Consider the following 12,297-nt stretch of genomic DNA (forward strand, 5'->3'; position numbering starts at 1 on the left):
GATATAAAAAACCGCCTCAAAGGCGGTTTTTTATTAAGCCTAATACCTTACTCAGCCGCTGGTGCTTCTACAGGCGCTTCTTCAGTTGCATTTACTTCAGGTTGAGCTGGAACTGCAGTTTGTGCTTGAGGAGCAGTTTCTTCTGCTTCAGCAGGTGGTAAGTTTCCAATAGGCGCTTTCGCATCAGCAGGCGCTTGTGTTGTAGCACCTTCAGAAATAACTTTCATCTGACCATTAGCTAATACTTCTTGTAAAGTACCAGGCTGACCATTCACTGTTGTTACGACTTTAGCTTTAGAAAGGCTTTCCAAAGTTTCGCCAGCTTGAACTGGTGGCTCAGCAAATGCACTTGCACTTGCCAAAGATAAACCCATTACTAATGCTGTCAAAGAAGTATGTGCTAATTTCATAGTGTCCTCACTTTCAATTCTTTTAATTTACTAAATAACTTTTATACCATCTCACAAGTAATTGATGTAATTCAATCAAATACACGTAAAACCTTAAAGAGTATTAAAAAACTATTCTATAAAAACAACAATTTGTTACTTATTTTGAGTGATATTTGAACGGAATGCGAAGATCCTTTATTCACTTGAAAATTCACTTGATGTACTTCAAATTCATAGCTTGTTAAGCTGTGGCCGGTTTTGAATAAAGCCCACGCATTGGGCTAGAAGTTGAACACGGAATGAATAGGTAATCTGAGTTTGAATAATATTGTGGTAAAAGCTGTATTAGGTATTGTTGCAGCAGGAAGCTTTGCAATTGCTTTCGGTCAAGAAAAGTTGTCTTCATATCTGCCATTTTCAGGTTCGGTTAATAATACAGCTTGTCTAAATCAATTTTATCGCCAAGAGCCACCTTATTTAATCAAAGAGAGCTTAAGTAAAGATCGCTACCCATTATGCTTTAATGGATTCACCACTATGTATTCTGGTGTCTCAAAAACACCATTATGGGTAGCTGAATATCTGAATCCAGATCGGCTGAGCCAAAAAATAAAAAGAGAAGACAGTTTCCATGAGGAGATTCGTGTAGCAGAAAAGCATCGAGCATTATTATCAGATTATCGTGGGTCGGGATATGACCGTGGTCATATGGCTCCAAATGCTGATATGCCAAATAAAGCTGCACAGTACGACAGTTTTTCTTTAGCAAATATGGTTCCTCAAGCTCCGCAGAATAACCAACAAATCTGGCGAGAAATTGAGGAAGCGACACGTGCAATCGTTACGAAGCAGAAACATGATGTGTATGTGATTACCGGGCCTGTATATAGTGGCAAAAAACTGAAAACCATTGGACGCGGTGTTATTGTTCCAACAGCGGTGTTTAAAGCCGTATATATACCTAAAACAGGTGCTATTGGCGCATATTACGCTCCAAATAATAATTCACTACAGATGCAAGTGGTCAGTGTATGCCAGTTAGAAGAAGTGCTTGGCATGAATCTGTTTCCTCAACTTACATCTGAGCAAAAGCGTAATACTTATAAATTGCCATTAAAAGCCAATCAGGTCAAAGCTCAACAAGCGATAGAGTATTCGCACTGGGATGCCGAAAGCCAATGTGCAGTTGATATCTCAACAGATCAACTCAAAGCGCTGCAAAAAGAGTTTAGTAGTCAAAGCGTACCTGTCAATACAACCGTAACGAATCAAGAGGCTAAGATCGATGAACAAGCACAAGATGCAATCGTGAAAGAGTTGGTTCAAGCGTTGTTGCAATATTTATTACAAATCCTTAAATAAAAAAGCTCGAATTTGCCCTGAAGATTCATTTATCTTCAGGGATTGATATTTATAAACATAAAGAGATTTGCCATGTTTAAGCCTTTTGAAAATGGGACTGAGTCACATTCGATACATGATCTGACGCTTGAAAATGATCTTGATCGTGTGAGTATTTATGGCAACTTACAAATCACCAAAGATCAAGCCGGTTTAGCCGCTGCGAAAGCGTTAAAACAATATTTAGATGCAATGGTCATCTATTTAGAAGATCAAAAAAATTTAGCAGAAAAAATAGAAACGACGGCTGAGAATGAAATAGAAAATCCATTCTTGTGATTCATTAATCATCTTTAGAATGATGACTTAGATTGACAATCATGAACTGCGAATATGATGTTGAATACGCCACTGCTGGGGCGTCATCTTCATCCACTGACGAAATGCGCGTTGGAATGCACTTTGTTCTGAATAACTGAGCAATAACGAAATCTCATGTAAGCTGAGATAAGGATCTTGTAAATATTGAATCGCTAGAAGTTTGCGGACTTCTTGAACGCGCTGTTGATAGGTATCACCTTGATTTTGTAAATGGCGCTGAAGTTGTCTGACTGACATTCCCACTTGTTCTGCGACAGTTTGAATTTGATAATTGTGTCTTTGGATTCCAATCAGAATGGCTTGCTGTAACCGCTCATCGATTTGTGTGTTATTGGGGAGTCGACTTAACAAATCTTGAGCTTGCTGCATCAGGAGTTTTTGTAAAGTTTGATCAGCTTGTTTAATCGGTGATTGTAGGAGCTGGCTTGGAAAAGTAAGCTTGACATGAGGCTGAGAGAATTTTACTTTGCTCTGAAAAAAACGCTCATAAATCGCAACATTTTTTGGTGCTGGAAAGCGAAAGTGAATTTCTTGAATATGTAAATGCTCAATACCCGCATAACGTTTTAGAAATTCAACCAATAATGCCATCGCAATTTCATCCGTGATTTGTGTCGACAAATGCATCGGCAAATCTTCCCAACGTACGCTAAATACGCCTTGCTCCAGATCGACGGCGAGAGGTGTACCATCATAAATTAAACGATGATATTCATGATAACGGGTGAGTGCTTCTGCTAGGTTATCGCATGATAAAGCGATATACGCGATAATGCCTAAATGTTGTGGTTTGACCCATTGAGCAATTTCTAACCCTAACGCAGGTTGTGGGTGTACTTCATAAATTTCATTTAATATTTCACGCCAAATGCTAAAGTCAAAGCGTTCGGCTTGCTGAATACTTGCCAATTTTGCAGGAATAGGGAGACCGTTCTCTTCACAATAATTATGTAAGAGATGTCCAAGTCCACCATGAACCGAGCCTGAATAGTCCTTTATCTGCTGCATGTGATTAATACTTTTCTTGTTTTATCAATTGAAATCACGATGAGTTATTAAGCCTGTTTTTACAGTGCCATACAAGCGCTTTTTCTACCATACGACATTGAAAAATATGTCGTGATTTGTCAATGAAAATTTTATCTTGCGTCAATGGTTGAGAGCTTGAGTTAGATATATTGAAAGAAAAGAAACAGGGATTTTGAACATGATTAAAGGTTTTGTTGCAGGCTTAATCATTGCCAATGGATTTGAATGGGTCGCGCATAAATATGTTCTACATGGTGTACACCGTCCGGGTAAAGCGAGGTTTAGTCCTGTGCCTAAAAATATGGAATCTCATTGGGCACATCACCGTGAAGTTAGAACACAAGATTTCCATGATGAGGGTTATGTAGAGGGAATCTCAAATTGGCGAACAAAAAATGAAATCGTATCATTGGGGATTGTTGCTGCTGTATTTGGAACAGCATTTTATCCAATCTCGAAAGGCATGAGTTTATCCGTGCTTTATAGTGCTTGTAACTACTACTACACGCATCGCAGAGCTCACCTCGAACCTCATTGGGCAAAAAAGAAAATTCCTTGGCACTATGACCACCATATGAACGCCAATCAAGATGCAAATTGGTGTGTCACTAAGCCTTGGTTTGATTACATTTTAGGGACACGCGTCATTTCAACGCCAGATTTGAAGGAAGATAACCCTTTAGGGGTGCAGTTACCGTCTTTTATTTCAAAACGAGTCAATCATATCGTTGAACAATATTTCCCCGCAAAGTGGGTTGAGCAGAAAGCAGCGCGCTCCGATATTTCAAAAAAAGCTTTGGCTATAGTGGAGTAAGTCAGATTAGATCTGGAATTGGCTGAATTGACGTCTGATTTGTCATGTTTGGTCAATAAAATATGTAGCTTTTGTCAAGATTTCGTGCAGATCTGTCATTTATGATATGAGATGAATAAATCGGAGAATGAAAATCTGATGGTAGAACTCTCCAGTTTATCGCTTTGCATAACGAACCAAGCGCTGTTTTTTCTTGGTTTTTAGGGCCTTCGGGCTCTTTTTTTTGCAAAAAAAGAGGCATTTGCCTCTTTTTTATGGGGCATGATTAAAGACGCATTTCAATGCCTTGTTCAGCTAAATATTGTTTTGCTTCCGGGATAGTGTGTTGACCAAAGTGGAAGATAGAGGCTGCAAGCACTGCATCAGCACCCCCTTGTAAAATTCCGTCTGCTAGATGTTGAAGATTACCCACACCACCTGAAGCAATCGTTGGAATCGTTACACGATCATTAATCTGACGCATCAATGCTAAGTCATAACCAGCTTTTGTACCATCTGCATCCATTGACGTAATGAGCAATTCGCCTGCGCCGTATTCTGCCATTTTCACAGACCATTCAATCGCATCGATACCCGTTGGTTTGCGACCACCATGTGTGAAAATCTCCCACTTATTTTCACCCGTTTTTTTTGCATCAATCGCAACTACAATACATTGTGCACCAAAACGTTGAGAGGCTTCTTGAACGAATTCAGGATTAAAGACAGCAGCTGAGTTAATACTGACTTTGTCTGCACCAGCGTTAAGCAATAAACGAATATCTTCAACTTTACGAACACCGCCACCTACGGTCAGTGGTACAAATACAGTTTCAGCCATACGCTCAACCGTACGGTAAGTGGTGTCACGCCCATTAGATGTTGCAGTGATATCGAGAAAAGTAATCTCATCTGCACCTTGTTCGTTATAACGACGTGCTACTTCAACTGGGTCGCCTGCATCACGAATATCAAGGAATTGAACACCTTTTACAACTCGACCGTTATCTACGTCGAGGCAAGGAATAATACGTTTAGCAAGCATAATTTTTTCCAAAAATAACAGCCGATTATGAAACTTACAGACTTTGGTGCTACACCTTGGTAGTCGGAGCAGGTATTCTATCAAAATAATGTAAGTTTTTTCGCAGGTTTTTTTATGTCGGTTTATACCACTTTGACTTTAAAGGAAGTTCAGGATTTTGCTACGCCTTATGGATTAGAGGTGATTGACCTGATTCCGATTCAAGGAGGTATTCAAAATACGAACTATTTTCTAGTTTGTGCAGATCAAACCGAATTTGTTTTAACAATTTTTGAAGATATGGATAAGCAAGGCGCAGGTGAACTCGTCCCTGTACTTGAGCATCTGGGTCATGCAGGTCTGCCTGTGCCTGTACCTTTGAAACATTCAGGACGTTCGATTCAGATCTTAAAAAATAAACCTGCACAAATTGCGCCTAGAATGCGTGGCAAGCATCCTATGCCTTCATCACTTGAACAGGTTCAGTCCATTGCTATTGCACAGGCTCAAATACATGTGGCTCTCGATAACTTTCCCTTAGAGCGCGCAGAGTATCGTAATCATGATTATTGGTTAAGTGTGGCTCAGCAGCTTCGACCTACGTTAAATCCAGCCGATCAAGTATTATTAAATAGTTTGTTAGGTTTATATGACGCTCTTACCGCAATGTACCCTGATCGTCCACGAGGTTTTATCCATTCTGACCTATTTAGAGATAACACTTTATTTGAAGGGGCTACTTTAAAAGGGATACTCGATTTTTATGAGTTGAATAAAGATGAACTTTTGTTTGATATCGCCATTACGATGAATGATTTCTGTACGGAATATCCAAGTGTTCATTTGAATGAGGAAAAGGCCTTAGCATTCTTGGAGGCTTATCAAAGTGTACGTGAAATGACCAGTGATGAAAAATCATGTCTAGAACTCTATTTAGCGATGGCAGCTGGGCGTTTCTGGATGATGCGTTTGCTAGTGGCTCAAAAGAACAAAGAAATGGGGCGTGTTGGCGAAGATATTTTGCAAAAAAATCCTTTAGAAATGCGCAATATGCTGGTTGAACGATTAAAATTTGTAACAGCTTAAAAAATTTAAAAAATCTGGGGGAAATATGCGTGATCAAGGTCGTCTAGTTGAATGGTTTGATGAAAAAGGCTATGGATTTATTCAACCCAATGATTCATCCAAAGATCGCGTTTTCCTTCACATTAAAGATTTTGCCAAACCAGGCCCAAGACCGATTCCAGGTTGTGCTTTGGAGTATATCGTTCAATTGGATGGTCAAGGTCGATTTAAAGCGAAACAAGTAACATACTTAAAAGCGACTCAGGCAAAAAAAGTAAAAACGAAGCCGCGTCATTCACCAGTTACTCAACAAAAAATGCAACCGATGCAAGTATCGATTATTGCTTATATCTTGACGCTTGCTACATTAGTCCTATTGGGGCTATTGAGTATGATGGTGGTGTTGGTCATTTTATTGATGAACCTGATCACCTATGGCTTATATGCACACGATAAAGCGGCGGCTCAACAGGGGAGTCAACGTGTACCAGAAAATACATTACATGTGGTTTCTCTATTAGGAGGATGGCCGAGTGCTTGGCTTGCTCAGCAACGCTTGCGTCATAAAACACAAAAACAACCATTTCGAAAAATTTATTTCTGTACTATAGCGTTTAATATACTGATTATTTTATGGATAATTTCACCATTTAATGGTTTGAAATTATAAAGCCTCAAAAAAATTAAAAAGGTGACTTTATGAATTATACAGCTGATCAAGATCCAAACCGCAGCTTAACGATTTTACTTTATATCCTGTATATCATCGCTATTTTTTCAGCAGGTATTTTGGCGGTTATTGCGCTAATTATTAACTATTGGAAACGATCAAAGGTACAGGGCTCAATTTTTGAAAGTCATTTTACTTGGCAAATTCGTACTTTTTGGTGGTATTTAATTTGGAATATCATCGCGTTCCTGCCGTTTTTGTTCTTATTCTTCACGGGTGACAATCCTAATGCCTTTGCTGGTGTAGCACTGGGTGCAACAACATTCTGTATCGCAGTGATTGGTTTGTCATGGGTTTGGATTGTTTATCGTGCGATCAAAGGAATTATTAAGGTCAATGATAACGAGCCAATGTATCAATAATTAAAACTCATGAATGGGGTGGTGTCATGATTATTGAGCATGTTCATTTAAATATCAAAATGAACCAGAGTGAGGCATTCGAAAATGCTTTTAAATTAGCTAAAGACATTATTTCACCAATGAAGGGGCTAAATGCGGTTCAGCTGATTAAAAATACGAATAATGAACATGCTTATATTTTACTGATTTACTGGAACAAACTTGAAGATCATACGGAAGGTTTTAGGCAGTCAGAGGCGTATTTAAAATGGAAGGAACTCTTGCATCCCTTTTATGCGCCTATGCCTGAAGCACAGTATTTTCAACCATGTATGATGTTAAAGCTAAAAGAGCCCCAATAAGCTTATTCTTTCTTCTTAAATTTTGGTCTCCACTCACTGGTAATTACACCGAGCACAACCAACACGCCACCTAAAATTGAGAGCATAGCTAAACGCTCACCTGCTAATCTCCCAATCAAAGCCGCCCAAACAGGTTCGCCAGAATAAATAATGGCAGCCTGTGAAGGATCAACCACGCGTTGAGCCCAGTTCATGACTAACTGAATGATTGCACTTGCAAGTCCTAAACCTACAATAATCGCAACGAAGATCCAGTTAAACTCAGGGAGTTGTGTTTCACCCATCAATGGTGCCATTAGAAAACAAATTAACGATGCAAAAATGAGTTGTAATATCGTCACTCGGCGTAAATTGACTCGAGGCGCAAAGTAACTAATGAGAATAATTTCAAGTGCAATCGCAATTGATCCTATCAAGGTAATGATCTGACCAAATTCAAGCCGAATAGCACCAAACCCATTGCCTGTTAAGAAAACTAAACCTACAAAGGCGAGTCCTGCCCCTATCCATGTCATGACATGTGGCCTTTTGTTAAAGAGCAACCACAATAAGATGGGAACCAACGGCACATAAAGTGCTGTCAAAAAGGCAGATTCGCTACTGGTGATGGTCTGTAAGCCAATGGTTTGCGTTCCATAGCCAATTGCAATCACTGTTCCAATGCAAAATCCTGCCCAAATATCTTTGGCACTAAAATTTTTACAATATTGAAGTGAGATGAGACCAACAGCCAGCGCAGCTGCTGCAAATCGAAAGGCAACGAAAAGCACTGGTGTGCTGAAGCTCAATCCATATTTGACTGTTATGAAACTGGCACCCCAAATCATCGTAATTGCAATGAGGGCAAGTTGTGGTGTTTTGGTTTTGAGGGTAGGAGATAAATTCAACATATTTTTTAAGTAAGAAAAAAGAGGTCCTAAGACCTCTTTACAAACATGCGCTATTAGAGCGCTTGTTCATCAAGTAATAATTGAGCTTCACGAAGATTTAAAGTGCCTTCATAAATTGCACGACCAGTAATCGCACCTAAAATACCAGGCTGACCTTTTAAGTTGCGAACGTCGTCAAGATTGGTCACACCGCCTGAAGCGATCACAGGTAAACCTGAATAAGTCGCAAGATTAACTGTTTGTTCGATATTCACACCTTGCATCATGCCATCACGTGCAATATCGGTATACACGATACTAGATACTCCAGCATCTGCAAAGCGTTTAGCTAAATCAGTTGCTTTCACGTCAGTTACATTTGCCCAGCCGTCAGTTGCGACCATGCCATTGATTGCATCAATACCGACAATGATGTGACCTGCGAATTTTCTACAAGCTTCCTCAACAAACTCAGGTTCTTTGACTGCTTTTGTACCAATAATGACGAATGATACACCTGCATCTAAGTAGTGTTCGATAGTTTCAAGAGAACGGATGCCACCACCAATTTGAATTGGCAGTTCAGGTTGTGCTTTTGCAATCGCTTCCACAACAGGTTTGTGAATAGGTGTACCAGCGAAAGCACCATTTAGATCAACTAAATGTAAACGGCGAGCACCAGCGTCTACCCAATGTTGTGCTGTTGCCACAGGATCATCAGAGAAAACGGTATCGTCTTCCATACGACCTTGTTTTAAACGGACACATTTACCATCTTTAAGGTCAATTGCAGGGATAATCAGCATGCTTTCGCTCCTTGCCAGTATTCTGGAGTTTATTCGCAGCAATCTTAGCAAAGAAACATCAAATGAGCGAAGTAACAATGAAAAAAAACCGTCAGAACAATGTTGACGGTTTTAATACGAACTTTGAATTAAATGTATGGTGTTGTATCTAAGTTAGAGATTAGATCAAAGCTAGTTGGTGTGATATTGGTTGGGATTGCACCTAAAGCATTTGTGATCTCTCCCGTGAATCCTACAAGATCACCCACGACAGGAATCGATGACAGAGCATCTGTTACAGGTGCTAAATCATCCAATAAATTATCTAATGTTCCTGAGACATCTCCTAATGTTCCTGTGACACTGCCTAAAGGATCATCAATGAGACCAGTCACGAGATCAAGAGGTTTGGTACTTGCGACATAATCTCCCGTTTCACTCACGAATCCCAAAAGATTTGAAGAAGTTTCTCCGACAACATCTACGACAGCACCTAAACCTGGCACTTGGCTTAGCAGGTCGGTCACGGGATCGGCTAAACCAGCGACCTCACCTACAACATTTGAAACATCTTTGATGGTTTGACCTACAGTTGCAGTAGTGCCATTCAATGCAGTATTAATACCCCCTAATAGATCTCCCTTCGAAAAATCATCAGCGATAGCGTGTAAGCCTCCGCTTAAATTTCCTAATAAATTATTTTCAAGATTGAGTACCGATTCCACTGTATCTCCGATCAGTGGCAATTCTGTTAACTTATCCGTTAATGGTTTGGTCAGCGTCCCTACTGTGTCAACAACGGTATCTACAACTGTCGTTACGGTTTCTAGAATAAAACCAACTGCTTTCGTAATTCCCTGTAAAGCAAGGCTTAGAACGCCACTGATTTTTCCAGTAAAAAGTTTAAACATGTGCAGATTGCTCCAAAATATATGTGGTTAGTGTTGGATCTTTGTTGTTTCAGCAAGTTCATAATTAACAAAGAAAAAAATTTCAGACAAATCGAAAAAAAACAATATAAGTGGAATAATTTTGAAGATATGCCGTAAAAACAGTAACTTAATACAACACAAGGGTAATGTTTAAAAATGTTAACAAAATCAATTATTTATTGTGGTTTAATTTGGTGCTTGATAGAATAAATGTACACTTATAATGCATGAATATTATCGAGTAGCATGGTGTAAATACCTAAAATGCCAACTTGTTCGATTCGTTGATTGATTTTGTGAATTTTGTGTATTTTTTTAATGATTAAAATTGGTGCTCATTGTCTTTACATAAGTTAACAATTAATCATTGGGTCAATTTATTTTTCTTTTTAATTCAAACTGAGTAATGAGAAAAATTAGATCACACTTTTATTTGTGAATTATCTATATTGAAAATAATTTCAATTTCATCTGATTTGTTTGGCAATATTAGACTCAACTGCATAGGCTTAATGTTAAATTGAGACTGCAGACAGTGAATAAGATTTGGACAGAAGCGATGGCAGTTCAAGAAGATGATTTATTTAGCGAAGGTGCTAAAAAACTTAGAAAATTGATCAAAGAGAAAAACATTAAACCGACTGATGTGGTGAATGCATTGGGAGTCTCTAAGGAAACACTGTCGAAATGGGTGCAAGAGTCAACTCCTGCCAATGCTCAACATCTAGTTGAATTAGCGAAAGTACTGAGTGCTGCAGAACGATGGGTTTCAGACGCAAAAGATGGTAAAAAATCAGAAAGTTTTAAACAGTATCATTTGAAGGATGAGTTGGCTTTAAAAGATGCAACGCCAGAACAATTAATTTCAGAACTTAAAAGTCGTTATGCTGCGCTGAATCTAAAAGCAGAAATTAAAGTAACTGTTGAGCCAATTGAAGGTGGCTTTGTCGTAAAAGATATTTAGAGTAAAGTCTGAAAAAAAGCTCACTGAAAACAGTGAGCTTTATTATGGCTTTAAATTTTCCACTCTACAAAATTTTTCAACAACTGTAAGCCAGCTGTATGACTTTTTTCTGGATGGAACTGAGTAGCAAACAAATTATCTTTATGGATTGCGGTGCAGAATTCCAAACCGTAGTTACATGTCGCAGCAATGATCTCAGATTGTTTCGGTTCAACATAGAAACTATGTACGAAATAGAAACGAGCATCTTGATCAATGTTGTTCCACATTGGATGGCTTGGATCTGCTTGGTGTACCTGATTCCAACCCATATGGGGAACTTTTAAACCTTCAATATCTGGAAAGCGTTTAACAGCACCTTCAAAAATGCCTAATGCATCTGCACCACCATTTTCTTCAGAGTGTTGCATCAGAGCTTGCATGCCGACACAAATCGCAAGGACAGGCTTGTTGAAAACGGCATTGCGTACAACCTCATCAATGCCAGCCTCGTGCATACCTTGCATGCAATCACGCATTGCACCAACGCCTGGGAACACAATTTTATCTGCTTGAGCAATCAGCTTAGGATCATTGGTCACATCAACGGTTGCACCAACATGCTCAAGTGCTTTTGCTGCTGAGTGAAGATTTCCCATGCCATAATCAAGAAGGGCAATACGGGTCATTACAAAGTACCTTTGGTTGAAGCTACAGTATTTTCTGCACGTGGATCTACTTCACAAGCCATACGAAGTGCTCGTGCAAATGCTTTAAATACACTTTCAATTTGGTGATGGCTATTTTTACCTTTCAAATTGTCGATGTGGAGTGTCATTAATGCGTGATTCACAAAGCCTTGGAAAAACTCAGAGAATAGGTCGACATCAAAAGTACCAATGCGCGCGCGCGTAAATGGAATGTCCATCCATAAGCCAGGGCGGCCTGATAGGTCAACAACGACACGACTCAAGGACTCATCAAGTGGTGCATAGAAGTGACCATAGCGACGTAAACCTTTTTTGTCACCTAAAGCCTGTGCAAATGCCTGACCAAGGGTAATACCACAGTCTTCTACTGTATGGTGATCATCAATTTCTAAATCGCCGTCGCAATGAATATCGATATCAAATAAACCATGACGCTTGATTTGGTCGATCATATGGTCTAAAAATGGAACACCTGTATTGAGGGTGCCTTGACCAGTACCATCAAGATTCACGCGAACACGAATTTTGGTTTCGTTTGTGTTTCTTACCACTTCACTGATACGTTGCGTCATAGACACGTTCCTCAAAAACGTTAAAAAT

At 39.3% G+C, this 12,297-nt stretch carries 16 protein-coding genes; 8 read left to right on the forward strand and 8 right to left on the reverse strand.

What is annotated here, in order from left to right; translation table 11 throughout:
• Positions 1-47 precede the first annotated feature (47 nt).
• Positions 48-410: a hypothetical protein gene (locus AC1M9M_RS04980; protein WP_228133254.1), complete on the reverse strand. Its 363-nt coding sequence runs from the start codon at positions 408-410 to the stop codon at positions 48-50.
• Positions 411-710: 300 nt separating this feature from the next.
• On the opposite strand from AC1M9M_RS04980, the gene AC1M9M_RS04985 reads away from it, so the two are divergent.
• Together AC1M9M_RS04985 and AC1M9M_RS04990 are read left to right on the forward strand one after the other, a co-directional pair.
• A complete protein-coding gene (locus AC1M9M_RS04985) occupies positions 711-1,754 on the forward strand; it encodes a DNA/RNA non-specific endonuclease (RefSeq protein WP_481595770.1) in 1,044 nt (347 codons plus the stop codon).
• A gap of 72 nt (positions 1,755-1,826) precedes the next feature.
• Positions 1,827-2,072: a hypothetical protein gene (locus tag AC1M9M_RS04990; RefSeq protein WP_179999072.1), complete on the forward strand. Its 246-nt coding sequence runs from the start codon at positions 1,827-1,829 to the stop codon at positions 2,070-2,072.
• A gap of 39 nt (positions 2,073-2,111) precedes the next feature.
• Here AC1M9M_RS04990 and AC1M9M_RS04995 read toward each other — a convergent pair whose 3' ends face one another.
• Positions 2,112-3,122: an AraC family transcriptional regulator gene (locus AC1M9M_RS04995; RefSeq protein WP_481595771.1), complete on the reverse strand. Its 1,011-nt coding sequence runs from the start codon at positions 3,120-3,122 to the stop codon at positions 2,112-2,114.
• A gap of 199 nt (positions 3,123-3,321) precedes the next feature.
• On the opposite strand from AC1M9M_RS04995, the gene AC1M9M_RS05000 reads away from it, so the two are divergent.
• Positions 3,322-3,957 carry a sterol desaturase family protein gene (locus tag AC1M9M_RS05000; protein ID WP_180028773.1) on the forward strand — a complete coding sequence of 212 codons (636 nt, stop codon included), beginning with the start codon at positions 3,322-3,324 and terminating at the stop codon, positions 3,955-3,957.
• A 265-nt stretch (positions 3,958-4,222) separates the two neighbouring features.
• Here the strand turns inward: AC1M9M_RS05000 and hisF are convergent, their stop codons facing one another.
• The gene (hisF, locus tag AC1M9M_RS05005; protein WP_035267573.1) at positions 4,223-4,981 is read right to left on the reverse strand and encodes an imidazole glycerol phosphate synthase subunit HisF; all 759 of its coding nucleotides are present in this window, start codon (positions 4,979-4,981) and stop codon (positions 4,223-4,225) included.
• Between the two features lie 114 nt (positions 4,982-5,095).
• Here hisF and AC1M9M_RS05010 point away from each other — a divergent pair, with 114 nt between their 5' ends.
• The 4 genes from AC1M9M_RS05010 to AC1M9M_RS05025 are packed head-to-tail and all read left to right on the forward strand — an operon-like array spanning position 5,096 to position 7,458.
• Positions 5,096-6,046 (forward strand): homoserine kinase, encoded by a 951-nt coding sequence (locus AC1M9M_RS05010; RefSeq protein WP_481591883.1) that lies wholly within the window; start codon positions 5,096-5,098, stop codon positions 6,044-6,046.
• A gap of 25 nt (positions 6,047-6,071) precedes the next feature.
• On the forward strand, positions 6,072-6,695 hold the full coding sequence (locus AC1M9M_RS05015) for a DUF1294 domain-containing protein (RefSeq protein WP_481595772.1): 624 nt from the start codon (positions 6,072-6,074) through the stop codon (positions 6,693-6,695).
• A 29-nt stretch (positions 6,696-6,724) separates the two neighbouring features.
• Entirely contained in the window at positions 6,725-7,117 is a 393-nt protein-coding gene (locus tag AC1M9M_RS05020; protein ID WP_035267567.1) for a DUF4870 family protein, read from the forward strand.
• A gap of 26 nt (positions 7,118-7,143) precedes the next feature.
• A complete protein-coding gene (locus AC1M9M_RS05025; protein WP_035267565.1) occupies positions 7,144-7,458 on the forward strand; it encodes an antibiotic biosynthesis monooxygenase family protein in 315 nt (104 codons plus the stop codon).
• A 2-nt stretch (positions 7,459-7,460) separates the two neighbouring features.
• Here the strand turns inward: AC1M9M_RS05025 and AC1M9M_RS05030 are convergent, their stop codons facing one another.
• From AC1M9M_RS05030 to AC1M9M_RS05040, 3 genes are all read right to left on the reverse strand, one after another.
• Positions 7,461-8,348, reverse strand: a complete 888-nt coding sequence (locus tag AC1M9M_RS05030; protein WP_481595773.1) for a DMT family transporter — start codon at positions 8,346-8,348, stop codon at positions 7,461-7,463.
• Positions 8,349-8,401: 53 nt separating this feature from the next.
• Positions 8,402-9,133, reverse strand: a complete 732-nt coding sequence (hisA, locus tag AC1M9M_RS05035) for a 1-(5-phosphoribosyl)-5-[(5-phosphoribosylamino)methylideneamino]imidazole-4-carboxamide isomerase (RefSeq protein ID WP_035267561.1) — start codon at positions 9,131-9,133, stop codon at positions 8,402-8,404.
• A gap of 128 nt (positions 9,134-9,261) precedes the next feature.
• The gene (locus AC1M9M_RS05040; protein WP_481595774.1) at positions 9,262-10,023 is read right to left on the reverse strand and encodes a hypothetical protein; all 762 of its coding nucleotides are present in this window, start codon (positions 10,021-10,023) and stop codon (positions 9,262-9,264) included.
• Positions 10,024-10,579: 556 nt separating this feature from the next.
• Here AC1M9M_RS05040 and AC1M9M_RS05045 point away from each other — a divergent pair.
• Positions 10,580-11,008 carry a helix-turn-helix domain-containing protein gene (locus tag AC1M9M_RS05045; protein WP_481595775.1) on the forward strand — a complete coding sequence of 143 codons (429 nt, stop codon included), beginning with the start codon at positions 10,580-10,582 and terminating at the stop codon, positions 11,006-11,008.
• Positions 11,009-11,058: 50 nt separating this feature from the next.
• On the opposite strand, the gene hisH is transcribed toward AC1M9M_RS05045, so the two are convergent.
• Together hisH and hisB are read right to left on the reverse strand one after the other, a co-directional pair.
• On the reverse strand, positions 11,059-11,676 hold the full coding sequence (hisH, locus tag AC1M9M_RS05050) for an imidazole glycerol phosphate synthase subunit HisH (RefSeq protein WP_179999050.1): 618 nt from the start codon (positions 11,674-11,676) through the stop codon (positions 11,059-11,061).
• Positions 11,676-12,269, reverse strand: a complete 594-nt coding sequence (gene hisB, locus AC1M9M_RS05055) for an imidazoleglycerol-phosphate dehydratase HisB (RefSeq protein WP_035267557.1) — start codon at positions 12,267-12,269, stop codon at positions 11,676-11,678. Before hisB ends, hisH begins: the two co-directional genes overlap by 1 nt.
• Positions 12,270-12,297 lie beyond the last annotated feature (28 nt).

The sequence above is a fragment of the Acinetobacter sp. ANC_7503 genome (assembly GCF_056780035.1).

What these genes read in the sequence shown, in the direction of transcription:
- hisA (WP_035267561.1), bottom strand. Translation starts at nt 9,133, where the DNA reads ATGCTGATTATCCCTGCAATTGACCTTAAAGATGGTAAATGTGTCCGT.
- hisH (WP_179999050.1), bottom strand. Translation starts at nt 11,676, where the DNA reads ATGACCCGTATTGCCCTTCTTGATTATGGCATGGGAAATCTTCACTCA.
- AC1M9M_RS05030 (WP_481595773.1), bottom strand. Translation starts at nt 8,348, where the DNA reads ATGTTGAATTTATCTCCTACCCTCAAAACCAAAACACCACAACTTGCC.
- hisB (WP_035267557.1), bottom strand. Translation starts at nt 12,269, where the DNA reads ATGACGCAACGTATCAGTGAAGTGGTAAGAAACACAAACGAAACCAAA.
- AC1M9M_RS05015 (WP_481595772.1), top strand. Translation starts at nt 6,072, where the DNA reads ATGCGTGATCAAGGTCGTCTAGTTGAATGGTTTGATGAAAAAGGCTAT.
- AC1M9M_RS04990 (WP_179999072.1), top strand. Translation starts at nt 1,827, where the DNA reads ATGTTTAAGCCTTTTGAAAATGGGACTGAGTCACATTCGATACATGAT.
- AC1M9M_RS05020 (WP_035267567.1), top strand. Translation starts at nt 6,725, where the DNA reads ATGAATTATACAGCTGATCAAGATCCAAACCGCAGCTTAACGATTTTA.
- AC1M9M_RS05010 (WP_481591883.1), top strand. Translation starts at nt 5,096, where the DNA reads ATGTCGGTTTATACCACTTTGACTTTAAAGGAAGTTCAGGATTTTGCT.
- AC1M9M_RS05000 (WP_180028773.1), top strand. Translation starts at nt 3,322, where the DNA reads ATGATTAAAGGTTTTGTTGCAGGCTTAATCATTGCCAATGGATTTGAA.
- hisF (WP_035267573.1), bottom strand. Translation starts at nt 4,981, where the DNA reads ATGCTTGCTAAACGTATTATTCCTTGCCTCGACGTAGATAACGGTCGA.
- AC1M9M_RS04980 (WP_228133254.1), bottom strand. Translation starts at nt 410, where the DNA reads ATGAAATTAGCACATACTTCTTTGACAGCATTAGTAATGGGTTTATCT.
- AC1M9M_RS05025 (WP_035267565.1), top strand. Translation starts at nt 7,144, where the DNA reads ATGATTATTGAGCATGTTCATTTAAATATCAAAATGAACCAGAGTGAG.
- AC1M9M_RS05040 (WP_481595774.1), bottom strand. Translation starts at nt 10,023, where the DNA reads ATGTTTAAACTTTTTACTGGAAAAATCAGTGGCGTTCTAAGCCTTGCT.
- AC1M9M_RS04995 (WP_481595771.1), bottom strand. Translation starts at nt 3,122, where the DNA reads ATGCAGCAGATAAAGGACTATTCAGGCTCGGTTCATGGTGGACTTGGA.